Source organism: Pseudomonas lini, from assembly GCF_030812475.1.
Classification (GTDB): Bacteria; Pseudomonadota; Gammaproteobacteria; order Pseudomonadales; family Pseudomonadaceae; genus Aquipseudomonas; species Aquipseudomonas lini_A.
The window spans coordinates 129,208-155,666 of sequence record NZ_JAUSSR010000008.1 but is presented as its reverse complement, the minus strand read 5'-3'; the positions used below and the strand labels follow the sequence as shown (position 1 = coordinate 155,666).

The window sequence follows — 26,459 nt, the reverse complement described above, 5'->3', positions numbered from 1 at the left end:
GGGGCCGGCGATTGCGTCGGACCCTGTTATCCGTAGTGCTTTTCACCCCAGGCCAACAACCCTTGCAACAATTCCTTGAGCACTACCTGCGTCGGCTCTGCCAGGTCCGGTCGATAGCGGAACGGCTCGAACTCTTCCATGTACGTGCACTGACCCAGCTCCAGTTGCACCGCATGAATGTTCTCGGCCGGATTGCCGTAGTGACGGGTGATGTGGCCGCCCTTGAAGCGACCGTTCAGCACATGGCTGTAATCGGCGTGACGCGCGCAGATCGCTTCCAGCTGAGTGGCCAACAGAGGATCGCAACTGGCGCCGTTGAAGGTGCCGAGGTTGAAGTCCGGCAGTTTGCCGTCGAACAGATGCGGGATGACCGAGCGGATCGAGTGCGCATCGAACAGCAGCGCGTAACCGAATTCGGCTTTCAATCGCGCCAGCTCGCTCTGCAAGGCGCGGTGGTACGGCGTCCAGATCTGCTCAAGATAGGTCGCGCGTTCGGCCGCCGACGGTTCCATGCCCTCCCGGAACAACGCAATGCCGTCGAACAGCGTCGCCGGGTACAGTCCGGTGGTGGCGCCGGCATACAAAGGCTTGTCATCGGATGGCCGATTCAGGTCGATGACGAAACGCGAGAACTCGGCGGCCAGGGTGCTGGCACCCAGCTCTGCGGCAAAGTCGTAAAGCCTTGGGATGTGCCAGTCGGTGTCCGGCAGGCTTTTCGCATCGGGGATCAACCCGGCCTCGACCGCCGGGGTCAGGCGCAGACCGGCATGGGGCATGCTGATCAGCAGCGGTACGCGGCCTTGTTTGAAGTTCAGAACCTTATCCACGACTGTTCTCCTGAATGCTTGTTTCGACGCCGTGACGCACGACGCGTTTTTCCAGGTCACCGCCCAGCCAGTACGCCAGGTCGGCGGGACGATCGATTTGCCAGGCGACGAAGTCCGCGACCTTGCCGGCTTCCAGCGAACCATGGGTCTGGGCCATGCCCAACGCGGTGGCGGCATGAATCGTCGCACCGGCAAGGGCTTCTTCCGGGGTCATACGGAAACAGGTGCAGGCCATGTTCAACATCAAGCGCAATGACAGCGCCGGCGAGGTGCCGGGGTTGAGGTCGCTCGCGATGGCGATTTTCACCCCGTGTTTGCGCAGGGCGTCCATCGGCGGAAGTTGCGTTTCCCGCAGAAAATAGAACGCGCCAGGCAGCAGCACCGCGACGGTGCCGGACTCGGCCATGGCGATGGCGTCGTCTTCGGTCATGAACTCAAGATGATCGGCCGACAGTGCCTGGTAACGCGCCGCCAGGCTCGAACCGTGCAGGGACGACAGCTGCTCGGCATGCAGCTTTACCGGCAAGCCCAGTTCCTGTGCGGTGATGAACACGCGCTCGACCTGTGGCGGCGAGAACGCCAGGTATTCGCAGAATGCATCCACTGCATCCACCAGCCCTTCGGCGGCCAGGGCCGGGAGCATTTCGGCGCAGATGTGATCGATGTAGTCGTCCGCGCGATCCTTGTACTCCGGTGGCAAGGCGTGGGCGGCCAGGCAGGTGCTGCGCACGCTGACCGGCAGTTCGGCACCGAGACGGCGGATCACCCGCAGAATCTTGCGCTCGCTGGCCAGGTCCAGACCGTAGCCGGACTTCATCTCGACCGTGGTCACCCCGTCGCGGATAAGGCTTTTCAGACGCTTGGCGGCACTGGCGAACAGTTCGTCCTCGGTTGCCGCGCGAGTGGCGCGCACGGTGCTGGCGATGCCGCCGCCGGCTGCCGCGATTTCCGAGTAGCTGACGCCTTGCAGTCGCTGTTCGAATTCACCGCTACGGTTTCCGCCGAACACCGTATGGGTGTGGCAGTCGATCAGGCCCGGCGTCACCCAGGCCCCCTTCAAATCGTTGACGGCCGGGTATTCACCCGACGGCAGTTCAGCGCGTGGGCCGATCCACTCAATGTGCGCACCGGACGTCACGATGGCCGCATCCTCTATGATCGAGTAGACGCCTTGCGCCATGGTTGCGACGTGGCAGTGTTGCCAGAGAGTTTTCATCCCGAGTTCCTCGTCTTGTTCAAAATCGATTCGCTGGCAAGCCAGCTCCTACCGGGTTCACGCGATCCCCTGTAGGAGCTGGCTTGCCAGCGAAGAGGCCATCACAGGCTAGGCAAAAACTTCGCCGTGACCAGCTCATTCAAGCAACGCGTCGCCAACAATTGGGTCGCCGCATTGATGTCCGGCGCAAAGAACCGGTCTTTCTCATAAAACGGCACTTCAGCCCGCAAAATCTCCCGGACCTTTTCCAGTTTGGCCGAGGTTTTCAGACCTTCACGCAGGTCGAGGCCCTGAGCTGCCGCCAGCCACTCCACAGCCAGCACCCCACGGGTGTTTTCCGCCATTTCCCACAGACGCTTGCCAGCCGCCGGCGCCATGGACACGTGGTCTTCCTGGTTCGCCGAAGTCGGCAGGCTGTCTACCGAATGCGGATGGGACAGCGCCTTGTTCTCGCTGGCCAGGGCCGCCGCGGTCACCTGGGCGATCATGAAGCCGGAGTTCACCCCGCCATTGGCCACCAGGAACGGCGGCAATTGCGACATGTGCTTGTCCATCATCAGCGAGATGCGGCGTTCGCTCAGCGCGCCGATTTCAGCGATGGCCAGGGCCATGTTGTCGGCGGCCATGGCCACCGGTTCGGCGTGGAAGTTACCGCCGGAGATCACATCCCCTTCAGAGGCGAACACCAATGGGTTGTCGGAGACCGCGTTCGCTTCGACGGCAAGCACTTCGGCGGCTTGACGGAACTGGGTCAGGCAGGCGCCCATGACTTGCGGCTGGCAGCGCAGGGAATAGGGGTCCTGAACTTTGTCGCAGTTCTGGTGCGAATCGGAGACTTCGCTGCGCTCGCCCAGCAGATCGCGGTAAGCCGCAGCGGCGTCGATCTGGCCTTTCTGGCCGCGTGCGGCATGAATGCGTGCGTCGAACGGTGAGCGCGAGCCTAATACCGCTTCGACCGTCAGGGCACCCAGCGCCACGGCACCGGCGAACAGGTCTTCACCTTCGAACAGGCCACGCAATGCGTACGCGGTGGACACCTGAGTACCGTTGAGCAGCGCCAGACCTTCCTTGGCAGCCAGGGTCAGCGGCTTGAGGCCGGCGATGTGCAAGGCTTCGGTGGCTTCCAGCCATTCGCCCTTGTAGCGCGCCTTGCCTTCGCCCAGCAGCACCAGCGACATGTGGGCCAGCGGCGCCAGGTCGCCGGAGGCACCGACCGAGCCTTTCAACGGAATGTGCGGATACACCTCGGCATTGATCAGCGCGATCAACGCGTCGATCACCACCCGGCGAATGCCGGAAAAACCACGGCTCAGGCTGTTGACCTTGAGCACCATGACCAGACGCACCAGGGCATCGCTGATCGGCTCGCCGACACCGGCGGCGTGGGACAGCACCAGCGAGCGCTGGAGGTTTTCCAGGTCTTCGCTGGCGATGCGGGTCGAGGCCAGCAGGCCGAAACCGGTGTTGATGCCATAAGCCGTGCGGTTCTCGGCGAGGATCTGCTCCACGCACGCGACGCTGGCTTCGATCTGGGCCGAGGCGCTGTCATCGAGGGTGATTTTCACCGGCTGCTGATAGATATCGCGCAGTTGGGCAAGGCTCAGTTGGCCGGGAATCAGGTTTAGCGCAGTCACTTTTATTCTCCTTTTGAGAGTTTTATGAACTAACCAGACGCTCCGGAGATGTCCGTTGTCCGTCGCTTCCCGCCTTGTAGGGGGCTGGCGCCTTGGCACGCTGGTTTGATGTAGAAATCAGTTCAGGTTCGGCAAAGCCTTGTGCAGCACATTCGAATCTTTCAAAACCCCGGCCGCAGCGGCGATGTCCGGTGCCAGCCAGCGGTCCTGATCGTAGGCTGGAACCCGCTCGCGCAGCAGGCGCCATGCGGCATCGGTGCCGGCGCCGAAGCGTTGTTCCTTGAGGAATTCAAATGCCTGAGCCGCCAGCAAGTACTCGATGGCGAGAATCTGCGTGCAGTTTTCCAGGGCGCGATGCAGTTTCAGTGCCGCATTGGTGCCCATGCTCAGGTGGTCTTCCTGCAGGCCCGAGGTGACGTAGTTGTCGAGCACGGCCGGTTGCGCCAACTGGCGGTTTTCCGCACACAAGGAAGCAGCGACGTACTGGACGATCATCATCCCGGAGTTCACCCCCGGGTTGGCCACCAGGAACGCCGGCAGACCGCTGACGTGCGGGTTGATCAAACGGTCAAGGCGGCGCTCGGCGATCGAGCCGATTTCGGCCATGGCGATGGCCAGCAAATCGGCAGCCAATGCCACTGACTGACCATGCGGGTTGGCCTGGGACATGATGCGGAAATTGTCCGGCGTACCCAGCAGCAGCGGGTTGTCGGTGGCGGCGTTGAGTTCGGTTTCGATCTGTTTTCTGGCGTGTTCCAACTGGTCGCGAGCAGCGCCATGGACTTGCGGGATCGAGCGGATACTCAATGCATCCTGCGTGCGAATGCCCTTGCTGCCGGCAATCACTTCACTGCCATCGAGCAAGGCGCGCAGGTTGATCCCGACCTGTTGCATGCCCGGATGCGGTTTAAGCGCGATGATTTCGGCATCGAACGCTGCGATCTGACCGCGCTGGGCTTCGAAGCTCATGGCCCCGATCACATCAGCCCACTGCACCAGATTCGTGGCGTCGGCTATCGCCAGGCAGCTGAGACCGGTCATGCAGGGCGTGCCGTTGACCAGGCACAACCCGTCTTTAGCGCCGAGCTGAACCGGTTGCAGACCTTCTTCGCTCAGGGCCTGTTGCGCGCAAACAACTTGCCCGCGATAGCTCACATTACCGACACCCAGCAGCGCAATACCGATGTGGGCCATGTGGGTCAGGTAACCGACTGAACCCTGGGACGGCACCTGCGGGGTGATGCCGCGGTTAAGCAGCGCCAGCAGAGCCTCGACCACTCGGCGGTGAATACCGGATTTGCCATGGGAGTAGTTGCGGATCGCGGCGCACATGATTGCGCGGGTCTGATCGTCGGCCAACGGAGCGCCAACGCCACAGGCGTGACTGAGCAATGTATTGCGCGACAGCTGGCTGAGTTGCTCATCTTTGAGCGAGACGTTGCACAGCGCGCCCAGGCCGGTATTGACTCCATAGGCGCGCTCGCCGCTGGCGACGATGCGCTGGACGATGGCCTGCGCATTCTCGATCCGCGCCCAGGTCTGGGGCGACAACTCGAGCTGAGCGCCATGGCGCGCTACGGCGACCACATCCTGCCAACGCAAGGGGGCGTCGGCGATAACGATTTTTTCAGCCTGGGACATCTTTGACCTCGTGCGTACAACCTGAATATTGATGCAGCTTCACCGACGCCTTCGCGGGCAAGCCCGCTCCCACAGGGGGTACGCATTCCAATTGTGGGAGCGAGCCTGCTCGCGAAAGGGCCGGCACAGACACCGCAAATCTCTTTAAACCACCGCCGCCCGCCGCTGTACGAACCGATCGACGTACTCATCCGCCGGCGAATGCAGGATCTCTCTCGGCGTGCCCACCTGAATCAACCGCCCATCCTTGAGAATCGCAATGCGGTTACCAATCCGCACCGCCTCATCAAGGTCATGGGTGATGAAGACGATGGTCTTGTGCAAGGTCTTTTGCAGCTCAAGCAGCTGGTCCTGCATCTCGGCGCGGATCAACGGGTCAAGGGCGCTGAATGCCTCGTCCATCAGGATGATGTCGGTATCCGCCGCCAATGCGCGTGCCAGGCCTACACGCTGGCGCATGCCGCCCGACAACTGATGTGGGTATTTGTTTTCGTAGCCCTTGAGGCCCACAGTGTTGATCCAGTGCAGCGCGCGCTCAGCGCACATCTGCTTGCTCTCGCCCCGCACTTTCAGGCCGTAGGCGACGTTATCCAGCACGGTCTTGTGCGGCAGCAGGCCAAAGCTCTGGAACACCATGCTGATCTTGCGCCGACGAAATTCGCGCAGGGCTTCCATGTCGTATTGCAGGATGTCCACGCCGTCCACCAGGATCGCGCCGCTGGTCGGGTCGATCAAGCGGTTGAAGTGACGCACCAGGGTGGACTTGCCGGAACCCGACAGGCCCATGATCACGAAGATCTCGCCGCTGCCGATGCTCAGGGACAAATCGTTCACGCCGACCACGCAGCCGGTTTCGGCCAGCACCTGATCCTTGGTCTTGCCCTGGCCGACCATGGCCAGCGCTTCCCTGGAACGGTTGCCGAAAATCTTGAAGACGTTTTTGACTTCGATCTTGCTCACGGTTGCGTTGTTCATTTGCTCACCTCATGCCGTGCACGACCGTACGCCTGTGTAATGCGGTCGATCACTACGGCCAGAATCACGATCGCCAGACCGGCTTCAAGGCCACGTCCGACGTTGAGGGTCTGAATCCCCACCAACACATCTTCACCCAGGCCACGGGCACCGATCATCGAGGCGATCACGACCATCGACAGGGCCATCATGGTGGTCTGGTTGATCCCGGCCATGATGCTCGGCAGGGCCAGCGGCAGTTGCACGCCAAACAGTTGCTGCCAGCGGTTGGCACCGAAGGCGTTGATCGCTTCCATTACTTCTCCGTCGACCTGGCGAATGCCCAGATCGGTGAGACGGATCAGCGGCGGCGCGGCGTAGATCACGGTGGCGAAAATCGCCGGGACCTTGCCCAGGCCGAACAGCATCAGCACCGGAATCAGGTACACGAAACTCGGCATGGTCTGCATGATGTCCAGCAGCGGCATCAACACCGAACGCAGGCGATTGCTGCGCGCCGAAAGAATGCCCAGCGGAATGCCGATCAGCACCGAGATGACCGTTGCCACCATCATCAGTGCCAGCGTCTGCATCAGCTTGTCCCAGAGGCCGACCGCGCCTACCAGAAACAGCAAACCGACTATGACGGCGGTGGTCACGACTTTACGGGTCGCGTGCCAGGCAACGCCCGCCACGATCGCCAGCATCAGCCACCAGGGCGCCGCACGCAGCAGCCCTTCAAGATTGACGATGGCCCACAACAGGGTGTCGGAGATGCTGCGGAACACATCGCCGTAGTTGGTGACCAGTGAATCGACCCAACCGTTGACCCAGTCGGCGATGGAAAAGGTAAAGCTTTCGGGAAACATAAGAGGCTCTCAATCAAGGGGTTGCGATCAAGCATCCGACTGCCGCTGACGGCAGTCGGTGAGGCTCGACCTACAAGGCCGCGTCGATCTTCCTGGCGGCGTCTTCGCTTACCCATGCATGCCAGACTTCAGGATGTTCCTTGAGGAAGATTTTCGCCAGTTTTGGCGACTCGATCCGCTCTTTGGCCATGCGTCCCAGGTTCTGGTTGAGCAGGTCGATCGGCAGGTTGACCTTTTCCAGCACGGCTACCAGTTCCGGGGCTTGCTCGTGGAAGGTCTTGGACAGGCCGACCTTGATGGTCACGCTCTTGTCGACGCCGGGGTTTTCTTCCAGCTTGACCAGATCGACCTGGCCCATCAGCGGGGTGGGCGACCAGTAGTAGAACAGGATCGGCTCGCCACGCTTGTAGCTCGACAGCACTGCCGCATCCAACGCCGGGCCGGTGCCTGGGCGGAAGTTGGTGTAGGTGCTTTCCAGACCATAGCTTTTGAGCATTTCGCTGTTGTCCAGCTCACAGGTCCAGCCGGCCGGGCAGTTATAGAAACGGCCCTTGGAGGGCTCTTCCTGGTCCTTGAACACGCTGGCGTATTTGCCCAGGTCGGCAATCGCCTTCAGGTCCGGGGCTTTTGGCTCCAGCTTGCGCTTGGCGTCGCCTTCGATCACGTAGCGCGGCACATACCAGCCTTCGATCGCGCCGACGACCGGAGCGCCGACACCGACGACCTTGCCGGCCTTCTCGGCCTTGTTCCAGACTTCGCTGCGGCCGACCCATTCTTCGGCGAACACTTGAATGTCGTTGCTGCTCAGGGCGTTTTCCATGGTGATCGAGTTGCCAGGCAGGCTGTCGACCTTGCAGTCGTAGCCTTTCTCCAGCACCACCTGCATGACGTCGGTCAGCAGCATGCCGCTTTCCCAGTTCAGGCCGGCGAATTTCACCGGTTTGCCCGACTCGCACCAACCGGCTGCCTGGGTGGCGCCGCCACTGGCGAGCAGGCCCATGGAAAGCAATGTGGTCAGCAGGGTCTTGTTCGATTTCATTATGTGACGCTCCTAATCATGAATGGGCTTACGGCAGTCAAGAGGCATCCAGCCCTGTCCACGTCCAATCAGGCCTGCGCAGCAGCGCGACCGGCCCCGCTTGTTTCAGGTTGTACATCGCTGTCCTGCTCGACCGGCAGGATCAGGTGATCAGGTACTGCGCTGTGCCATCTTTTTGCACACACGTAATACAGGGCTGCGGGAAGCACCAGACCGATGATCCAGGAAATATCCACACCACCCAGGGCCTCCACCAACGGACCGGTATAGAACTTGGTGGAGATGAACGGCAATTGCACCAGCACACCGAAGACATAGACGCTGATACCGAGGGGGTTCCAGCGGCCGTAGCGACCCTTTGGATCGGCCAGCGCCGGCACGTCATAACGCTCGCGAGTGATGCAGTAGTAGTCCACCAGGTTGATCGCGCTCCATGGCGTGAAGAACGCCAGCAAGAACAGGATGAAGGACTTGAACGCACCGAGGAACGAGTGCTGACCGAGCAACGCGATCAGGGTCGCAGTGCCGACGATGACCAGCACGAAGACCAGACGCTGCAAGCGCGTTACTTTCAGATCACCACGGAAACCGCTGATGACGGTCGCAATGCACATGAAGCTGCCGTAGGAGTTAAGCGTGGAGATGGTGACCTTGCCGAACGCGATGCTGAAGTACAGCAGCGCGGCGGTGGCACCGCTGCCGCTCAAACCAACGATGTAGGCCACTTCATGGCCGGCGAATTGCCCGTTGGCCATGGCGGCGGCAAAGACGCCGAGAATCATCGCCACCTGTGCGCCTATGACCGAACCCGCGCCTGCAGCGAAGAAGGTCTTCACCGAAGAAGTCTTGCTCGGCAGGTAGCGTGAATAGTCAGCCACATAGGGGCCGAAGGCAATCTGCCAGGACGCCGCGAGCGACACCGCGAGCAGAAAGCTGGTCCAGCTGAAGTGGCGGATTTGCAGGAGTGCGCCAACGTCGGTCTGGCTCATCAGGCGACTGAACAGGTAAACGAAGGCAATCACGCCAATGATGCTGGCGACACGGCCGATGAAATGGATCACCCGATAACCGAGCACCGTGACCAGCACGATGACACTGGCGAAGATGAGGATACCGACGCTGTCGCTGACGCCGAACAACTGGCCCAAAGCCTGGCCGGAAAGTACGGTGCCTGTTGCGGTGAAACCCAGGTACATCAGACACACCAGCACGATCGGGATGGCCGCGCCATACACGCCGAACTGCACGCGGCTGGAAATCATCTGCGGCAGGCCAAGCTTTGGCCCTTGGGCCGCATGCAACGCCATTACGCCACCGCCGAGCAGTTGACCGATCAACAGACCGATCAACGACCAGAACACATCACCGCCCAGCACCACGGCCAGAGCCCCGGTGACAATCGCGGTGATCTGCAGGTTGGCGCCCATCCACAGGGTGAACTGGCTCAACAGACGACCGTGTCTCTCCGCTTCCGGGATGTAGTCGATCGAGCGCTTCTCGATCAACGGTTTGTTGCCTGCACGATCGCTGTTAACAGCCATGATTCAACCTCTGTGGATTGTTATTCGGTGTTGGTGTAATCCCCTGTAGGAGCGAAGCTTGCTCGCGAACCGCGGTGTGTCAGAAAAGACGCCTTCGCGGGCAAGCCTCGCTCCTACAGGTTTTGCGTCAAGCCTAGGCCGGTGTTATTTGCCGGTAATCATCGGCAGGTTCAGCCCCTGTTCCTTGGCGCAATCGATCGCGATCTGATAACCCGCATCGGCGTGACGCATGACACCGGTCGCCGGGTCGTTGTGCAGCACGCGAGCGATACGCTCGGCCGCTTCGTCAGTACCGTCGCAGACAATCACCATGCCCGAGTGCTGGGAGAAGCCCATGCCGACGCCGCCGCCGTGGTGCAGGGAAACCCAGGTCGCGCCGCTCGCGGTGTTGAGCAAAGCGTTGAGCAGTGGCCAGTCGGAAACGGCATCGGAACCGTCCTGCATCGATTCGGTTTCGCGGTTCGGGCTGGCTACGGAACCGGAGTCCAGGTGGTCGCGACCGATGACGATCGGTGCCGACAGCTCACCGCTGCGCACCATTTCATTGAAAGCCAGACCCAGCTTGGCGCGCAGACCCAGGCCAACCCAGCAGATACGTGCCGGCAGACCCTGAAAGCTGATGCGCTCGCGGGCCATGTCCAGCCAGTTGTGCAGATGGGCGTCGTCCGGGATCAGCTCTTTGACCTTGGCGTCGGTCTTGTAGATGTCCTGCGGATCGCCCGACAGCGCGGCCCAACGGAATGGACCGATGCCGCGGCAGAACAGCGGACGGATGTAAGCCGGTACGAAGCCTGGGAAGTCGAATGCGTTTTCCACGCCTTCTTCCTGGGCCATCTGACGGATGTTGTTGCCGTAGTCGAAGGTTGGAATGCCCATCTTCTGGAATTCGAGCATCGCTTTAACGTGCACAGCCATCGATTGCTTGGCGGCTTTGACCACGGCAGCAGGCTCGGTCTTGGCGCGAGCGCGGTACTCTTCCCAGGTCCAGCCGGCCGGCAGGTAACCGTTGAGCGGGTCGTGGGCGCTGGTCTGGTCGGTGACCATGTCCGGGCGCACGCCGCGCTTGACCAGTTCCGGCAGGATTTCAGCCGCGTTACCCAGCAGCGCGATGGAAATCGCCTTGCCTTCCTTGGTGTATTTGGCGATGCGGGCCAGCGCGTCGTCGAGGTCGGTGGCTTGTTCATCGACATAACGGCTGTTCAGGCGGAAATCGATGCTGACCTGCTGGCACTCGATGTTCAGCGAGCAAGCGCCGGCCAGGGTGGCGGCCAGTGGTTGAGCGCCGCCCATGCCGCCGAGGCCTGCGGTCAGGACCCAACGACCTTTCAGGTCATCGTTGTAGTGTTGGCGACCGGCTTCGACGAAGGTTTCGTAGGTGCCCTGGACGATGCCCTGGCTGCCGATGTAGATCCAGCTGCCGGCAGTCATCTGACCGTACATGGCCAGGCCTTTGGCGTCGAGTTCGTTGAAGTGTTCCCAGCTCGCCCAGTGCGGCACCAGGTTGGAGTTGGCGATCAGTACGCGCGGGGCATTGCTGTGGGTCTTGAACACGCCGACCGGCTTGCCGGATTGCACCAGCAGGGTCTCATCGTCGTTCAGGTTGGTCAGGCTTTCGACGATCTTGTCGTAGCATTCCCAGTTACGTGCCGCACGACCGATACCACCGTAAACCACCAATTCCTTAGGGTTCTCGGCAACTTCCGGGTCGAGGTTGTTCATCAGCATCCGCAGCGGCGCTTCGGTCAGCCAGCTTTTGGCGGTCAGCTTGGTACCGCGGGCAGCGCGGATTTCAACGTTACGAAACTTTGTAGGTTTATTCTCAGTCACGAAAAAGACTCCTCAGCGATCAATCCAAACCAACCCTGGCGGTGGGCAAGCCAGCCTGTGCGCATCGTTGCGCCACAAGCGAATCAGTGAACGTTGCGAGGAGTCTCGATCGACTCATACGCATACGTCTTTACTTGTACATACAAGCATATGCAATCGAGCGGCCAACTTGTTGGATGAGAATTCAAGAAAAGCTTTGAAAGGGCTGAAAGAGCCCTGGATCAAGGGCTCTGACGAAGATGAAATTTTTCGGGGGAGTTTTTGCGGGAGGGTGAAGGCTGTTACTTGAGCATGGTTTTGCGCCACGCTGGGGCGTTCGGTAACAAGTTGGTGCGCTGTGAGAAACGGATTTGGGGGAGGGAAACGACATCGCGGGCAAACATGACCCCCTGTAGGAGCGAGCTTGCTCGCGAAGAACCTGAACGCACCGCGGGGCATCTGGTTCTACGCGTTATCGTTCACGACCTTCGCGAGCAAGCTCGCTCCTACAAGGGGCCATGTTTGCCCGCGACAGGGTGGTGGATCAGCGTGCAGTCAGTTCAATCACGCAGCATTGGCCGTTCACGGAGACGTCCAGCAAACCCGCGTTACCGTCGAGCTGCAGGCAATCATGGCGACCCAACTGAGCGTCGCTGTCACTTACCTTCACTTCCAGCGCTTCGGTAACACTGAACACCAGCACAGTCCCGGCCGAACTGAAAAACCGCTGCTCACCCGCCAGCCATTGCAACCGTGCGCTATAACGCTGCGGTGCATAAATCAGGTTGAAATCGCGAATCGGCCCGCCAAGCAGTGCGCAGGACACCTGGCTCTCGCCGCTGAAGGCGAACGGGTCCAGCGGTAACAATGGCCGAGTGTCCTGGCCGTCGACGCGCAAGGTCATGCCCTCGCCCTGCAGCACGGTGATCACCCGCTCATAACCGGCGAACGTCGAGAAGCCGCCCGATTCGCCAATGTCGGCAATCGACAGGCGCCAACCGAAACCATCAAGACCGGCGCCTGCATCACGGGTAATTTCTTCAGTGCTACCGCCGCCGTTTTTCCACGGCATGCGCGGGTAGTCGGCCGCGCGCAAGATCTTCAACTGACTCATCAATGCCCCTTACTTGTGAAAGCGCCCTTCCAGGCGATGGCGCGAACCCGGGTGGATCAAACGGGCGGCCGTCACCGGTTGACGGCCGGACCACGTCCGGCGACGAATCAGCAGGCACGGCTCGCCTTTTTCAATCTGCAGCAATTTGCATTCGGACGGCTCGGCCAGGATCGCCTCGACCACGTGCTCGCCTTCGGTCAGCGGCGCGACCTGATTCAGATAGGCGTAGGGCGTTTGCAGGGTGAAGTCCTGCTTGAGGTAATCCGGCGCCACCAGCGCGTTGACGAAGCGGTCCTCGATTTGCACCGGGATATCGTTTTCGAAATGCACGATCAGCGAGTGGAAAACTTTCTGGCCTTCACGCATGTCCAGCGCCAGGGCCCGCTCGGAACCGGCCGCTTCTTCTTCAAGGATGATCACCTTGCAGGCATGGCGATGGCCGCGGGAGGCGATCTCGTCGGCGATGTTGTGCACTTCAAACAGCGCGGACTGGCTTTTTGGCTCGGCAACGAAAGTCCCGACGCCTTGCATGCGCACCAGCAGACCGTCGGCGGTCATCTCGCGCAGGGCGCGGTTGATGGTCATGCGGCTGAAGCCCAGCTGACTGACCAGCTCGCTTTCCGACGGAACGCGGTAGTGCGGCGGCCAGTTTCCACTGTCGATTTGCTGGGTGATCATTTGCTTGACGCGGGCGTACAAGGGCGCCGGACTGTCGCCCAGATTGGCGCTCAGATTGGCATTTGGCGGCAATGTGGCTGGCGGAGTCGGCACGGTGAATCCTTGTTCATCTGATAGAGATTGCTAGCTTGCCGGAGTTTACCGGGCAGGCAAACGTCTGTATATGTATATACAAATAACACACGATGGGGTGCTGAACCATGTCCGCCTTCTTTGCCGAACGCGCGCTGCTGCCTAGTGGATGGGCCAACAATGTACGTCTTGAGGTCAATGCCGAGGGCATCCTGACCCACATCCAGGCCGATTCTCATGCAGATGACGCCGAACGGCTAAGCGGTCCGCTGCTGCCGGGAATGCCCAATCTGCACTCCCACGCATTCCAGCGGGCCATGGCCGGGCTGGCGGAAGTGGCGGGTAATCCGAACGACAGTTTCTGGACCTGGCGCGATCTGATGTATCGCCTCGTCGGAAAAATCAGCCCGGATCAACTGGGCGTCATCGCGCGTCAGCTGTACATCGAAATGCTCAAGGCCGGTTACACCTCGGTCGCGGAATTTCATTACGTGCATCACGACGGCAATGGCCAGCCTTACGCAGACCCCGCCGAACTCGCCCTGCGCGTCAGCCAGGCGGCCAGTTCCGCCGGCATCGGCCTGACGTTGTTGCCCGTGCTGTATAGCCATTCCGGTTTCGGCGGCCAGGCCCCGAACGACGGCCAACGGCGTTTTATCAACAGCACCGACAGCTATCTCAAGCTGCAGTCGCGCTTGCAGCCCATCCTGGCGCAACAGCCGGCACAGTCGCTGGGTTTGTGTTTCCACTCGTTGCGCGCAGTCACACCGCAACAGATCAGCGAAGTGCTGGCTGCCAGCGACCAAACGTGTCCGGTACACATTCACATCGCCGAACAGCAGAAGGAAGTCGATGACTGCCTGGGGTGGAGTGGCCGGCGTCCGCTGCAATGGCTGTACGAAAACACCGAAGTCGATCAACGCTGGTGCCTGGTCCACGCCACCCACGCCAACCCGGAAGAAGTCACACTGATGGCCAGGAGTCGCGCCATCGCCGGCCTGTGCCTGACCACCGAAGCCAACCTCGGCGACGGGATTTTTCCGGCGGTGGATTTCCTTGCCCAGGGCGGGCGCATGGGCATCGGTTCCGACAGCCATGTGTCGCTCAGTGTGGTGGAAGAATTGCGCTGGCTGGAGTACGGCCAGCGTCTGCGTGATCAGCGGCGCAACCGGCTGTATGGCGCGGATCAGCCAATGGTTGGCCGCACGCTGTATGACGCTGCGCTGGATGGCGGGGCTCAGGCGCTGGGGCAGGCGATCGGCGCACTGGAAGTTGGCAAGCGCGCGGATTGGCTGGTGCTGGATGGCAATGATCCATACCTGGCTACGGCCAGTGGTGACGGGATTTTGAATCGGTGGTTGTTTGCCGGTGGCGATCGCCAGGTGCGCGATGTGCTGGTCAATGGCCAGTGGGTTGTGCGTGACAGGCGTCATGCCGACGAAGAAGAGAGCAATCGGGCGTTTACCCGGGTCTTGCGCGAGTTGCTGGGCTGACGCAAAACCCCTGTACGCGACCGGCTGGACTGACGCATAACCCCTGTAGGAGCTGGCTTGCCAGCGAAGAGGGCATCAGAATCAACGATGATATTGCCTGATAGGCCACCTACCAGATTCAACGATGATGTTGACTGATAGGCCGCCTTCGCTGGCAAGCCAGCTCCTACACAAGCCAGCTCCTACAGGGGGTATGCGTACTCAGTTCGAGGTCTTGGCCATCTTCGTGTCCGACGTGCGCCAGATCAGCCGCGTGGTGTCGTAACCCTGCTGACGCGCCTTACTCAGCAGTTCTTCACGCACGACCCCATTGACCGTCGGGGTGCGTGACAGCAGCCACAGATACTTGCGGCTCGGGTCGCCGACGATGGCGGTCTTGTAGTCGTCGCTGACGTACAGCACCCAGTATTCCCCCTTTGCCACACCTGGCAGCAAACGCGAGAACCAGGTGTCGAATTCGACCCAGAGCTTGTCGGTCTTGCCCGGTACCTGCGGATACGCCGTGCCTTTGGCCTCTTCCCATTGCCAGTCCGAAGTCAGGCAGCGATTCAACACCAGCACGTTGCCGTCAGGCTGGAGGGTGTAATGGGCTTCGGACTGCGCGCAGTTGCGTTGGAAGTACATGGGCAGACGAGCCAGTTCGTACCAGGTCCCCTGGTAACGCTTGAGGTTGACACTGTCGACGGTCTTGGGTGCCAACGGGTCTTCGCCAGAAGTGGCGCAGCCGGCTAGTATCAGGCCGGCAAAAAGTAAGATCAGTAACCGCTTCATTGTTTTTCTCCCGTGGGCGTATAGCCCCGGATTACTTCAGACCTTGGCCGGAAAACATCAGCACTTTGTCACCGGCGTACTGCACGCTGATGAAGCTGTTTTTGTCGCCCCAAGTGCAGCTGGACATGCCGAGCGCGCCCGAGCAGTCGGCAGGTTTACCCAGCAAGGTTTCCACCTCGGCCTTGGGCATGCCTGCCGACAGCTTCGAATAGTTTTCCTGATTGACCTTGCTGCACGCAGCCAACAACACGCAAAACGAAAGCAGGGCGATAGAACGCAGCGACATGGTGTAGCTCCTGGGGCGAAAGGGAATGGCATGTCTGCCAAGCAGAAGCTTAGAAGAGAAAACCCTCATGTGGTTCCCTGACCGTTCGGCTATTTGTTTTGCCATCGGTCTGCGTGATTTGCGCAAAATCAGCCCCTTTATTGTGCGGTTGGATATTTCGTCGTTTTTGGCGAAAGTCGCCTAATCTTAGGCGCCGGCCAGTCGACACAAGTAGGTGCGAGCTCGCTCCTACACAAGTCGACATTACCGAGATCAACACGCTGAACCAGCAAGGGTGGAGAACCTGCAGGCGACATTGCGTGCGTGTGCCGATCTTGAGCGGCAAGCGGCGCGATTGAAGCAGTTGGTGGGGAGCTTCAGGCTAAATCGCTCTCACTGACCTCATCGCGGGCAAGCCCGCTCCCACAGCGATCTTCGATGACCACAAATCTGTGTACGAAGGAGAACACTGTGGGAGCGGGCTTGCCCGCGATGACGGCATCAGCAACAACAAATATCTAGAACCTTGATCCAGGCTTGGAGAGAAACGCCAACTCCTCAGCCGTACTCTCCCTTCCCAACACCGCATTCCTGTGCGGAAACCGTCCAAACCGCGCAATCACCTGCTGATGCTTCTCGGCATAATTCAGAAAATCATTGAACAGTGTCCGATCGGACTCCGGCTGTTGCGCAACCAGATCGATGTACCGGGAAACGGCCTCATTCTGCACAGCCAGATTTTCGCAGTGCTCGAACACCAGGTAGATGAATACCCGTTCGATAGGCCGCAACTGCCAATCAAAATCCGCAGCAATGCCTTGCGCTACCAGGGCTTGAGCTCTGAGATCGCCAGCAAAGGATTTGGGAGAGTCGCGAAAAATCATTCGCGGGATTTGATCGAGCAACAGCACCAGGGCCAGCCAACCTTCGGGATGTTGCATCCACTCGGTCAATCCGCCGGCCAGTGCCTGCCCGGTCCAGTCCCCGAAACGCTTGCGCGCATCGAGGTCCTGGCTGTCGCGCTTGCCAAACCACAACTTGCCCTTCTGCGCCGCCACTTCCCTCGCTGACCCGGAGCTTCCGAACCACCAATCAAGCAACGGCTGCCAGGGCGCGGGCATGGTTTATTCCTTGTGGTAAGCCGTGACGCGTGCGACTTCTTCTTTCGAGCCGAGGAACACCGCCACGCGCTGGTGCAGGCCTTCAGGCTGAATGTCGAGGATGCGCTGATGGCCATCGGTGGAAGCGCCGCCGGCCTGTTCAACCAGGAACGACATCGGGTTGGCTTCGTACATCAGGCGCAGCTTGCCCGGCTTGGACGGCTCGCGGCTGTCGCGCGGATACATGAACAAGCCGCCACGGGTCAGGATGCGGTGCACATCGGCAACCATCGCGGCGACCCAGCGCATGTTGTAGTTCTTTTTCAGCGGGCCTTCTTCACCGGCCAGCAATTCGCTGACGTAGCGTTGTACCGGAGCTTCCCAGTGACGCTGGTTGGACGAGTTGATCGCGAACTCCTGAGTGGACTCCGGGATCTTGATGTCTTCATGGGTGAGCACGAAACTGCCCATTTCACGGTCCAGGGTGAAGCCTTTCACGCCGTCCCCCAGGGTCAGGATCAGCATGGTCTGTGGACCATAGATCGCATAACCGGCGGCAACTTGCTGGGTGCCTGGCTGCAGGAAGGCTTTTTCGCTCAGGGATTCGTTCTGGCTCAGATGCTCGTTCGGGCAACGCAGTACCGAGAAGATGGTGCCGACCGGTGCGTTGATATCGATGTTCGATGAACCGTCCAGCGGGTCGAATACCAGCAGGTACGCGCCTTTCGGGTATTTGCCCGGGATCTGGTAGGCGTTGTCCATTTCTTCGGACGCCATGCCGGCCAGGTGACCGCCCCATTCGTTGGCTTCGAGCAGGATCTCGTTGGAGATCACGTCGAGTTTCTTCTGCACTTCGCCTTGGACGTTTTCAGTGCCCATGCTGCCCAGAACACCACCCAGGGCGCCTTTGGACACGGCGTGGCTGATCTCTTTGCAAGCACGCGCCACCACTTCGATCAGGAAACGCAGATCGGCAGGGGTGTTATTGCTACGGGTCTGCTCAATCAAATAGCGACTCAGGGTAACGCGGGACATGGACGGCTCCGGTGGAATGGGGGGCTAAAAACCCGCGCAGTTTAACGCGAGTCGGGGCGCATTTCCTCCTATCAGACGTGTTACACCCAATAGAGTTCATGTGCCCAGTTGAGCGTAGTTCGAAACGGATGGGATGTGAGCTGAAGATTGATGGCAGATTCGAGATTTTCTTTGCCTGTCATTCAGTCTTCGCGAGCAGGCTCGCTCCCACACTTGATCTCCAGCGGGCACAAGTTCTGAGTACGGCCGGGAACAACTGTGGGAGCGAGCCTGCTCGCGAATGGCGCGCAGCGCCAGCCATTCTCAGGATCTGGCAGCAGGCTTGCGCAACAAACTGAACGCCATCGCCCCCAGGAACAGAACACTCAGCAACAACACCGCCCATAACCCGAATGTCTTCCAGTTCGCGTCAGGTGTCACCGCCGTTGTTACCGTCGAAGTCGACGTGCCAACCGCCCCGCCATCAACCGTAGCCTTGCCCAACGTCGCCAACTTCGCCGCGCTGAAGTCCGGTATCAGCGTCGACAGCGGCAGGTTCGCCGCCTTCACCGTCGCATTCCCCAACGCCAGCGTGTAAGGGCCGGCTCCGCGCGCCAGGAACACCAGTTGTATGGAGCGCACCGCAAACTTCACCGTCGGCGCTTGCTCACCGATGCCTCCGCCTCGCTCATCCACTGTCAGCTTCAATTGCTGCACGGTATGCCCCGGCAGCAGCAATTCGTTCTGCACCACATCCTCGCCATTCTGGGTCAGTCGATAGAGCAAACCAGCGCCAAACGGCTGCCACGGTAGACTGCTTTCCCGACGGCCGGACAAGGTCACGGGGGCCAGGCTGTTGGGTTGGCTGAGTTCAACCTGCAAACGCTCGACATTTAAACCCATCGGCAATTGCCAGGTGTATTCACCGGCCTTGATGGCAGTGCCGGCCAATGATTGTGACCAGACCAATGGCGTCGGCAGGCTGCGAGTGGTGACACTCTCCAGTTGCGCCGAAGTCAGTATCGGCGCCGACTGCGGCGCATTCCACAGCAAGCGCAGATAGCGCGCCGATTGACCTGGAAGAGCGATTTCATGCTGCTCGACCCGTTCGTCGGCAAACGTCAATCGCGCAATCTGGCCCTCACCCCAGGATTGCCAATGCTGCAAGTCGTCACTGACCTCGATGCTGAAACGCTGGAAGCCTTCGCGCTCGCTGCTCCAATCGAGGATCAATTGCTGCAACGGCGCCTTGATACCGCTGGCGTCGAGCAGCCAGCCGCGCAGCACTTCTTCGCCCGCCTCCAGCTGAGTGGAGGGTTGCACGTCGACCAGCGTGCCGTTGGCGCTTGATCGCACCCGGATGCTCGGCGCTTGCTCGGCGGCATCCGCCGAGTTGTACAGCGGGAACCATTTCACCTCGGTAAGGGTGCGGTTCTGGCTGGTTCGCACGGGCGCCCGAGCCAGGGCGTAGGCCTGGGCCTCACCGGCGGCATTGAACACGCGCACATCGCCCAGGTCGGTTTGTCGCGCCTTCAGTTGCACATCCAGAGGCAACTCGAATCGATACCATGGGCCTTGACCACTGACGGTCAACGGCACCTGCGTAGCGAAATCCGCCGGTGTTTCCCGGGCATGAGCCGACAGCGCAACACCCATCGCAACAGCGCCCAACCAGAGGATCAGCTTCTGACTCAAGGTGACACTCCTTCGGTTTGCGGGGCCGGTGCTGCAGGATCAGGCACAGCATCAGTGCGCTTGGGAGGTAACGGGGCGAAATAGCCGACCACCAACAGCAATACGCCGACGCCGATAAACGACACGATCCGTGCCAGCCCACCGCGGTTACTCAATTCGACGAAGAACAGCTTGGCCACCACTACGCCGATCAGCGCCGCTCCGATCAGCCAGACCTCGCGGCGATGTCGCAGATGACCGCCGATCATCAGGCTCAGGGCGATCAAGGTCCAGACGATGGAAAGACCGGCCTGCACCCGCATGGATTCGAGCAAGGCATCCAGCTCGAACGGCACATCGCCCCAGTGGTGGGCGGTGCGCATCACCAGCGCGGTAAAGAATGCAAACAGCGAAATCCCGGCGATCAACTGCGTGGCATGCGCGGCGCAATCCTTGCGAATCCCCCCTTGCGTCACCGCGCTATGGGACCAGACGAATAGGCCGAACAGCGTGAACAGCAGGCCCAACTCCAGCGGGTTTATCAGCGGCACATAGGGCAGCGGCTCGGCAGCGCCATCACTGACGATGTTCGCCAGCCAGAACCAGCCGAGCATCAAGATTGCCAGGGGCACTGCCGCGTACACTCGGTATTGCAGGGGATAAGCCGACACCGGCCAAGGCCAGGTACGGGGCACCGCCGCGAGCACCAGATACAGGCTCGGCAGCAATGCCCAACCCAACCAGCGCCAGGCGTTGTAATGCTCGGACAACGACAGCAAGCCGTAGCGCAGTTCCAGCGCCAGCACACCGATCAGCAGCCAACAGCCGAGGACATGGGCGACACCCAGGGGGCGCGCCGGCATCATCGGCGCCAGGCGCCGCAGGGAGATGAAATGCACAACGAACACTGCTGCCCAGGCTAGCCAGGCGATATTGGCAGCCGGGTGATAACGCGAGTGCCAACCCGCCAGCAACACCAGACCGGCAGCGGGGATCAGTACGGTGCAGAGCAATCCCAGCGACGGCCATTTCAGACGCAGCGCCAACATTGCCCACAAGGCGACACTGATTGCCGCGACGAACAGCAACAACGTCGCTTGCAGATGCACCGGAGCAAAACGCAGCACTTCACTGAGCCACGCCAGCGTCCACCAGCCCGCGCCCCACATCAGCAACACGTCGGACAAACGCGGCATGTTCAATGAATCAAAAGCCATGCCATGGTTGCCGAGCTGCAAACGCCAGGCTCCGACCAGCGCGGCCAGGCCCAGCACCAGGGGGGGCCAGAAACCGCCATGCGCCAAGGGGCGCAGACCTTCGCCAGCCAATGGCCCGAGCAGACCGTGCCCGGCCAGCAGGAACGCCGCACCGCCCAGTAATTGCACGGCAAAAGCGCTGAACAGGAACGTCCGCGAATGCAGGCGCAGGCCGACAAACAGCGTCGCCAACCCCGCCAGCGCCCAACTGATTGCCGTACCTTGGGTGAAGAAGACCAGCGGCGCCAGCAAGTAGAGAAAGGCCAGGCCGAGGCTGGCCAGCACCGGCTGCCCGTCACGCTCCCACCGCGAAATCTGTTCAGGCAAAGCTCTGCGCAACTGATAGAAGCTGAACAACAACGCCGCGCCGAGCATCAACGCACCCAACGGCGCCCCGTCGAGCAGGCTGCTTTCGCCCGCTCGCAGTTCACTGAGGAACACCAGTGCCGAACCCAGTTGCAGCAGCAAGGCAAAGGCCCGGGCCAGCGTTCGTTGCTGACGCAGGCCGAGCCAGAAAATACCCGCGCCTTCCACTGCCCAGGCTGCAGTTGTCCAGCGGGCGTCGAGCCCCAGCGGAATCGCCAGGCTGGCGAAGATCACACCCAACGCCAGACAGGTCTCTGCCAGCAGCAAGGCCCGGCCCCCCATCAGCAATCGGGCGAGCCCCAGGTAGATCATGCCCAGCGCCAACGCACTGAATGCCGCGGCGAACTCCAAGTGCTGGACGAGCGCGAACTGCAAACCGAAGCCCACCAGCGGCGGGCCGAACAGCAGGGTGCCGTCGACATAGTCGCCCTTGCGCGCCACCCCACGCAGCAGGGCCTCGCGACGGTCCTCCTCGGTCGCGTCGGGCATTTCCAGCAGCTTGCGCCGGGCGAACAGCAGACCGATGGCCAGGTACATCAGGAAGAACAGAATCAGGAACGGCTCGGTGCTCCACAACAGGTCCGGCGTATAGGAACGCAGGCCCCAGGCGACACCGATGCCAAAGGTGCCGACGAAACCGATCAGGTTGAGCAACCGCCAGGCCTTGAACCAGGCGATGGCGAAGATGCCGGCGTTGAGCAAGGCAAAGTAACTGAACAGCGCGACGTGGCTGCCGGCTCCGGTGGAGGTCAGGAGCGGTGCCGCAAAACCGCCAAGTGCCGCAGCGGCAGCCAGTCCCAAAGCGTCCTGGGTAATGGCCAGAATCGCCGAGAACACTGTCACCGCGACCAGCAAGCCTAACGCGGCGGAGGGATCGAGCAGCGGATGCAGGCGCATCGCGGCAAACACGGTCAGGTACAACACCGCAATCCCGGTACCTTGCAACATCAATGCGTAATGACCGTTGCGCGCCCTGAGCCACCAACCCAGCCCCAGAAGGCCCAATGCCGCCGTCGCGACACCGGCGTAACGCAATTCAATCGGCACCACCATACCTTCGGTGGCATAGCGCAGCAGGAACGCCAGGCCGAGGAACAACAGCACCACGCCGATTCGCAGCACGGTGTTGCCACCCAACAGCCAGGCGCGGGCGACGCTGATCGTGCGCTCTATGAAATCGGGGTCGCGGGGAATTGTGGGCGGTTGAGGTTCGCGGGAAACCGGTTCGGGTTTCCAGGCATCGACATAGGGCGCACGCGTGGTTTCGATGGCCGCGACGGCCATCGGTTCGAGTTCGGGCGGCAGCTCCCAGATCAATTCGGGGAATTCGATAGAGGCTATATCAACAATGATGTCAGCGGACGGAGCGGGTTCACTGGCTTCAGGCAGTTTGCAGCCCGACACCTCCAGCAAAGCCAGACGTTGCTCCACCGCATGCAGCGCAACCTGTGCCTGCTCAAGCAGCAAGCGTTGCTCCGCCGCCTGTGAACCCAGACGGCTGATACGGATGGCTTGACCGATCCCCAATCCGAGCAGTGCGCCCAACAGCGCATCGCTGAACGACTCGTCGAGCATCCAGCCCAGCACCAGCCCAATCAGCATGAGCATCCATTGCATGGTCGATATCCCTAAGCAGCCCCACCGTGGGGCAAATCCAGACGGTACAGCGCCTGGTTCAGTCTAATGACCAGCCCCCCGGAATCCAGTGTGAGCGCAGCTTGCATCTGCACCACAAACCCAATGTGGGAGCGAGCTTGCTCGCGAAGAGGCCATCACATTCACAATGATGTCGAATGTCAGTCCGCTTTCGCGAGCAAGTCGGATCGCCGCACCGCCGCTCCCACAGGGATCAGGTTGGTGCCGAGTATATCGATCAAGCCCGACAACCGTCGGACCTGGCTCGCAATTACTGTTAAAAGTTATTCCAGCGCTTTCCAGATATCCGTGGCGTACTCACGAATAGTCCGGTCGGAAGAGAACCAGCCCATCCGCGAGGTGTTCAATACCGCCGAACGCCACCATGCCTGAGAATCGTGCCAATGGGCTTCGACTCGCATCTGCGCATCCCAGTACGAATCGAAATCGGCACAGACCAGGAAGCGGTCATAGTCGATCAGCGAATCGATCAGCCCGGTATACCTGGACGGATCATCTGGCGAGAACACGCCGCCGCGAATCGCCTGCAGCACGTCATTGAGCCGATGGGACGCGGCAATATCAGGCGTCGCATTGAACTCCTGGTTCTGCTTGCGCGCCTCGACCTGCTGGGCGCTCAGGCCGAAGATAAACATGTGTTCGGCACCGATGAACTCGCACATTTCCACGTTGGCGCCATCCAGGGTGCCAATGGTCAACGCACCGTTGAGGCCAAACTTCATGTTGCTGGTGCCCGACGCCTCGAACCCTGCGGTAGAAATCTGCTCCGACAAATCCGCAGCCGGAATGATGCTTTCCGCCAGGCTGACGTTGTAGTTGGGCAGGAACACCACTTTGAGCAAGCCGCGCACGGTGGGGTCGTTGTTGACGACCCGGGCAATGTCGTTGGTCAACTTGATGATGAGCTTGGCCTGGTGATAACTGGCGGCGGCCTTGCCGGCGAAAATCTTCACCCGCGGCACCCAGTCGATTTCCGGCTCCGCCCGAATCGCCTGATACAGCGCGACGGTGTGCAGCAAGTTCAGCAATTGGCGTTTGTACTCGTGTATCCGCTTGACCTGTACGTCGAACATCGCCGCCGGGTTGACCGCCACCCCCAGTCGCTCGTGGATGATATACGCCAGGGCTTTCTTGCTGTGCAGGCGCTGGTCGGCAAACGCCTTGCGGAACACGGCCTTCTCGGCAAAAGGTTCCAGGTCGCGCAAACGCTCTTCAGGGTTATTGAGCAGATCCGGGCCGAGGGCATCGACCATCATCGAGGTCAGTTCGGGGTTGGCCTGATAGAGCCAGCGGCGGAAGGTAATGCCGTTGGTCTTGTTATTGATCCGCTCCGGATAGAGCTTGTGCAGCTCGGAGAACACCGTTTTGCGCATCAGCTGCGTGTGCAGCGCGGACACGCCGTTGACACTGTGGGAACCAAGAAACGCCAGGTTACCCATGCGCACACGACGACCGTTGTCTTCCTCGATCAGCGACACCGCCCGCAGCACTTCGAAGTCATGGACCCCCTTGGCCCTGAGCGAGTCGATGTGCTGGGCGTTGATCAGGTAAATGATCTGCATGTGCCGCGGCAGCATGCGCTCCATCAACCCGACCGGCCAGGTTTCCAGCGCTTCCGGCAACAGCGTGTGGTTGGTGTAGGACAGCGTGTCGACGGTGACCTGCCAGGCGGCATCCCATGCCACGTCGTACACGTCAACCAGCTGACGCATCAGCTCGGCCACTGCGATCGAGGGGTGAGTGTCGTTGAGCTGGATGGCCGCGTGGTCGCCCAGGGTCAGGACCGAGGTGTGCATGTTGCGATGGCGCCGCAGCAAGTCCTGCAAAGACGCGGCGACGAAGAAGTATTCCTGGCGCAGGCGCAGTTCCTGGCCGGCTTCGGTGCTGTCGGCCGGGTAGAGTACGCGGGAAATACTTTCGGCCCGGGCGACTTCGGCTACGGCACCCAAGTGGTCGCCGGCGTTGAAACGCTCCAGGTGCAAATCTTCCATGGCACGGGCACGCCACAGGCGCAGCGTGTTGACGCTCGACCCGCGCCAGCCGACCACCGGGGTATCGTAGGCGATCGCGCGAACGGTTTCAGCCGGGGTCCAGACTTGCTTGGATTTGCCTGTGTCGTCGGTAACGGTTTCGACGCTGCCGCCAAAACCGATCGGATAAACCACCTCCGGCCGCTCGAATTCCCACGGGTTACCGAAATCCAGCCAGTGCTCGGTCTGTTCCTGCTGCCAGCCATCGACGATCGCCTGACGGAACAAGCCGTGCTCGTAACGAATGCCGTAGCCGTGCCCGGCGATGCCCAGGGTCGACATGCTTTCCATGAAGCATGCGGCCAGACGACCGAGGCCACCGTTGCCAAGGGCCGCATCGGGCTCCAGCAGGCGGATGCGCTCGAGGTCGACGCCGAGTTCGGTCAGCGCCTCGCGGGCCACATCCAGCAGACCGAGATTACTCAGGCTATCGTAGAGCAGCCGGCCAATGAGAAATTCCAGGGAGAGGTAGTAAACCCGCTTCTGACCTTTGCGGTAGATCTGCCGGGTATGGTCCATCCAGTGCTCGACCATGTGATCGCGCGCGGCCAGGGCAATGGCTTCGAACCAGTCGTGGTCGAAGGCGTGATCCGGGTCTTTGCCCACCGCATAGGTGAGTTTGGTCAAGACGGCGTCGCGAAATGCGGCCACCTCTGCTTCGCGAACAAGTGGTTCTTGAGTCATCGATAGGACCTCGAGCGAGCATGGAATAGTTGAGCCTAGACGGTCAGACAGGCCGTTGGAACTCTGGTTCGGCAGTTTGTCCCGTTAGTGCGAGATAGATGGACATTACCTTGTCGCACACCGGAAAGAATGCAGGCCCCGTGCCGGAATACAGCCGTTATTGGGCATTTCATGAAAAATTCTGGCGAAAGGTTGTTCAAAAATCCACCAGTCCCGGTATGATCGCGCGCCCTGATGCACACGCTGGTACAACCGATGATGAAGTCCAACCTGATCGCCGCCGCGGAAATCGATCGCCTCGATACCTGGGCCAAATACTCTGCGCCGATGTGCGGCTCCTGTGTATCCAGTTGCTGCACACTGCCGGTCGAGGTCAAGATCAAGGACCTGATCCGGATCGGCATTGTCGACGAATTCGAGCGCGGCGAGCCAGCGAAAAACATCGCCAAGCGCCTGCAGAAGGAAGGGATCGTCGAGCGCTACAATCAGAAATCCGAAATCTTCACCCTCCAGCGCATGAGCAACAACGATTGCCTGTACCTGGATCGTAAGAGCCGTCTGTGCACTATTTATGAAAAGCGCCCGGATACCTGCCGTAATCACCCGAAAATCGGACCTCGGCCGGGGTATTGCGCTTACAAACCTAAAGAAGTGGCGCGTGAGACCAGCGAGAGCCGTCGGACCCTCGAGAAGTTCTGATCGACCGTTAAGCCGCCTTCGCTGGCAAGCCAGCTCCTACAATTGACCGCGTACACCTGT

20 protein-coding genes and 1 pseudogene are annotated in these 26,459 nt (G+C 60.7%); 3 read left to right on the top strand and 18 right to left on the bottom strand.

From position 1 onward, the window contains the following. Positions 1 to 26: 26 nt before the first annotated feature. The 11 genes from hutG to hutC form a co-directional block, all read right to left on the bottom strand. Positions 27 to 827 carry an N-formylglutamate deformylase gene (hutG, locus tag J2W17_RS16920; protein WP_307336257.1) on the bottom strand — a complete coding sequence of 267 codons (801 nt, stop codon included), beginning with the start codon at positions 825 to 827 and terminating at the stop codon, positions 27 to 29. Then, on the bottom strand, positions 820 to 2,043 hold the full coding sequence (gene hutI / locus J2W17_RS16915; protein WP_307336254.1) for an imidazolonepropionase: 1,224 nt from the start codon (positions 2,041 to 2,043) through the stop codon (positions 820 to 822). The genes hutG and hutI overlap by 8 nt, the downstream gene beginning before the upstream one ends. A 101-nt stretch (positions 2,044 to 2,144) precedes the next feature. Continuing rightward, a complete protein-coding gene (gene hutH, locus J2W17_RS16910; RefSeq protein ID WP_307336251.1) occupies positions 2,145 to 3,677 on the bottom strand; it encodes a histidine ammonia-lyase in 1,533 nt (510 codons plus the stop codon). 117 nt (positions 3,678 to 3,794) lie between these two features. Then, positions 3,795 to 5,318 carry a histidine ammonia-lyase gene (gene hutH / locus J2W17_RS16905; protein WP_307336248.1) on the bottom strand — a complete coding sequence of 508 codons (1,524 nt, stop codon included), beginning with the start codon at positions 5,316 to 5,318 and terminating at the stop codon, positions 3,795 to 3,797. Between the two features lie 144 nt (positions 5,319 to 5,462). Beyond that, complete coding sequence (locus J2W17_RS16900) at positions 5,463 to 6,293, bottom strand: quaternary amine ABC transporter ATP-binding protein (protein WP_307336245.1); 831 nt, start codon at positions 6,291 to 6,293, stop codon at positions 5,463 to 5,465. After that, positions 6,290 to 7,141: an ABC transporter permease gene (locus J2W17_RS16895; protein ID WP_008058061.1), complete on the bottom strand. Its 852-nt coding sequence runs from the start codon at positions 7,139 to 7,141 to the stop codon at positions 6,290 to 6,292. Before J2W17_RS16895 ends, J2W17_RS16900 begins: the two co-directional genes overlap by 4 nt. 70 nt (positions 7,142 to 7,211) lie before the next feature. Continuing rightward, positions 7,212 to 8,180 carry an ABC transporter substrate-binding protein gene (locus tag J2W17_RS16890; RefSeq protein ID WP_307336241.1) on the bottom strand — a complete coding sequence of 323 codons (969 nt, stop codon included), beginning with the start codon at positions 8,178 to 8,180 and terminating at the stop codon, positions 7,212 to 7,214. Between the two features lie 68 nt (positions 8,181 to 8,248). Next, the gene (locus J2W17_RS16885) at positions 8,249 to 9,721 is read right to left on the bottom strand and encodes a purine-cytosine permease family protein (protein WP_307336238.1); all 1,473 of its coding nucleotides are present in this window, start codon (positions 9,719 to 9,721) and stop codon (positions 8,249 to 8,251) included. Positions 9,722 to 9,865: 144 nt separating this feature from the next. Beyond that, positions 9,866 to 11,548, bottom strand: coding sequence for a urocanate hydratase (gene hutU / locus J2W17_RS16880; protein ID WP_307336235.1), 1,683 nt, complete (start codon positions 11,546 to 11,548; stop codon positions 9,866 to 9,868). Between the two features lie 523 nt (positions 11,549 to 12,071). Beyond that, entirely contained in the window at positions 12,072 to 12,641 is a 570-nt protein-coding gene (locus J2W17_RS16875) for a HutD/Ves family protein (protein WP_307336232.1), read from the bottom strand. 9 nt (positions 12,642 to 12,650) lie between these two features. Further along, positions 12,651 to 13,319: a histidine utilization repressor gene (gene hutC, locus J2W17_RS16870; protein ID WP_237140722.1), complete on the bottom strand. Its 669-nt coding sequence runs from the start codon at positions 13,317 to 13,319 to the stop codon at positions 12,651 to 12,653. Between the two features lie 200 nt (positions 13,320 to 13,519). Here hutC and J2W17_RS16865 point away from each other — a divergent pair, with 200 nt between their 5' ends. Beyond that, complete coding sequence (locus tag J2W17_RS16865) at positions 13,520 to 14,884, top strand: formimidoylglutamate deiminase (protein ID WP_307336229.1); 1,365 nt, start codon at positions 13,520 to 13,522, stop codon at positions 14,882 to 14,884. A 201-nt stretch (positions 14,885 to 15,085) separates the two neighbouring features. Here the strand turns inward: J2W17_RS16865 and J2W17_RS16860 are convergent, their stop codons facing one another. Together J2W17_RS16860 and J2W17_RS16855 are read right to left on the bottom strand one after the other, a co-directional pair. Beyond that, positions 15,086 to 15,655: a lipocalin family protein gene (locus J2W17_RS16860; protein ID WP_307336226.1), complete on the bottom strand. Its 570-nt coding sequence runs from the start codon at positions 15,653 to 15,655 to the stop codon at positions 15,086 to 15,088. Between the two features lie 31 nt (positions 15,656 to 15,686). Further along, on the bottom strand, positions 15,687 to 15,941 hold the full coding sequence (locus J2W17_RS16855) for a hypothetical protein (protein WP_128872236.1): 255 nt from the start codon (positions 15,939 to 15,941) through the stop codon (positions 15,687 to 15,689). 236 nt (positions 15,942 to 16,177) lie between these two features. Between J2W17_RS16855 and J2W17_RS31140 the strand changes: the two are divergent. After that, positions 16,178 to 16,320, top strand: a pseudogene (locus J2W17_RS31140) (hypothetical protein); the annotation flags it as partial. A 118-nt stretch (positions 16,321 to 16,438) separates the two neighbouring features. Here the strand turns inward: J2W17_RS31140 and J2W17_RS16850 are convergent. The 5 genes from J2W17_RS16850 to J2W17_RS16830 all read right to left on the bottom strand — a co-directional run bounded on the left by J2W17_RS16850 (position 16,439) and on the right by J2W17_RS16830 (position 25,700). Next, entirely contained in the window at positions 16,439 to 17,041 is a 603-nt protein-coding gene (locus J2W17_RS16850) for a DUF924 family protein (RefSeq protein ID WP_307336222.1), read from the bottom strand. A 3-nt stretch (positions 17,042 to 17,044) separates the two neighbouring features. After that, positions 17,045 to 18,055, bottom strand: a complete 1,011-nt coding sequence (locus tag J2W17_RS16845; protein ID WP_307336219.1) for a class 1 fructose-bisphosphatase — start codon at positions 18,053 to 18,055, stop codon at positions 17,045 to 17,047. A gap of 303 nt (positions 18,056 to 18,358) precedes the next feature. Next, on the bottom strand, positions 18,359 to 19,729 hold the full coding sequence (locus tag J2W17_RS16840) for a DUF3999 domain-containing protein (protein ID WP_307336216.1): 1,371 nt from the start codon (positions 19,727 to 19,729) through the stop codon (positions 18,359 to 18,361). Further along, positions 19,726 to 22,947, bottom strand: coding sequence for a DUF2339 domain-containing protein (locus tag J2W17_RS16835; protein WP_307336212.1), 3,222 nt, complete (start codon positions 22,945 to 22,947; stop codon positions 19,726 to 19,728). The genes J2W17_RS16840 and J2W17_RS16835 overlap by 4 nt, the downstream gene beginning before the upstream one ends. A gap of 302 nt (positions 22,948 to 23,249) precedes the next feature. Further along, positions 23,250 to 25,700 carry a glycogen/starch/alpha-glucan phosphorylase gene (locus J2W17_RS16830; protein WP_307336210.1) on the bottom strand — a complete coding sequence of 817 codons (2,451 nt, stop codon included), beginning with the start codon at positions 25,698 to 25,700 and terminating at the stop codon, positions 23,250 to 23,252. Positions 25,701 to 25,958: 258 nt separating this feature from the next. Between J2W17_RS16830 and J2W17_RS16825 the strand changes: the two genes are divergently transcribed. After that, positions 25,959 to 26,399 (top strand): YkgJ family cysteine cluster protein, encoded by a 441-nt coding sequence (locus J2W17_RS16825; RefSeq protein ID WP_102136469.1) that lies wholly within the window; start codon positions 25,959 to 25,961, stop codon positions 26,397 to 26,399. Positions 26,400 to 26,459 lie beyond the last annotated feature (60 nt).

Excerpts from the sequence above, each read along its gene's own strand:
- hutC (WP_237140722.1), bottom strand. The coding sequence starts at position 13,319 with ATGATCACCCAGCAAATCGACAGTGGAAACTGGCCGCCGCACTACCGC.
- J2W17_RS16875 (WP_307336232.1), bottom strand. The coding sequence starts at position 12,641 with ATGAGTCAGTTGAAGATCTTGCGCGCGGCCGACTACCCGCGCATGCCG.
- J2W17_RS16860 (WP_307336226.1), bottom strand. The coding sequence starts at position 15,655 with ATGAAGCGGTTACTGATCTTACTTTTTGCCGGCCTGATACTAGCCGGC.
- J2W17_RS16850 (WP_307336222.1), bottom strand. The coding sequence starts at position 17,041 with ATGCCCGCGCCCTGGCAGCCGTTGCTTGATTGGTGGTTCGGAAGCTCC.
- J2W17_RS16900 (WP_307336245.1), bottom strand. The coding sequence starts at position 6,293 with ATGAACAACGCAACCGTGAGCAAGATCGAAGTCAAAAACGTCTTCAAG.
- J2W17_RS16830 (WP_307336210.1), bottom strand. The coding sequence starts at position 25,700 with ATGACTCAAGAACCACTTGTTCGCGAAGCAGAGGTGGCCGCATTTCGC.
- J2W17_RS16845 (WP_307336219.1), bottom strand. The coding sequence starts at position 18,055 with ATGTCCCGCGTTACCCTGAGTCGCTATTTGATTGAGCAGACCCGTAGC.
- hutH (WP_307336248.1), bottom strand. The coding sequence starts at position 5,318 with ATGTCCCAGGCTGAAAAAATCGTTATCGCCGACGCCCCCTTGCGTTGG.
- J2W17_RS16825 (WP_102136469.1), top strand. The coding sequence starts at position 25,959 with ATGAAGTCCAACCTGATCGCCGCCGCGGAAATCGATCGCCTCGATACC.
- J2W17_RS16865 (WP_307336229.1), top strand. The coding sequence starts at position 13,520 with ATGTCCGCCTTCTTTGCCGAACGCGCGCTGCTGCCTAGTGGATGGGCC.
- J2W17_RS16895 (WP_008058061.1), bottom strand. The coding sequence starts at position 7,141 with ATGTTTCCCGAAAGCTTTACCTTTTCCATCGCCGACTGGGTCAACGGT.
- J2W17_RS16855 (WP_128872236.1), bottom strand. The coding sequence starts at position 15,941 with ATGTCGCTGCGTTCTATCGCCCTGCTTTCGTTTTGCGTGTTGTTGGCT.
- J2W17_RS16885 (WP_307336238.1), bottom strand. The coding sequence starts at position 9,721 with ATGGCTGTTAACAGCGATCGTGCAGGCAACAAACCGTTGATCGAGAAG.
- hutI (WP_307336254.1), bottom strand. The coding sequence starts at position 2,043 with ATGAAAACTCTCTGGCAACACTGCCACGTCGCAACCATGGCGCAAGGC.
- J2W17_RS16835 (WP_307336212.1), bottom strand. The coding sequence starts at position 22,947 with ATGCAATGGATGCTCATGCTGATTGGGCTGGTGCTGGGCTGGATGCTC.
- J2W17_RS16890 (WP_307336241.1), bottom strand. The coding sequence starts at position 8,180 with ATGAAATCGAACAAGACCCTGCTGACCACATTGCTTTCCATGGGCCTG.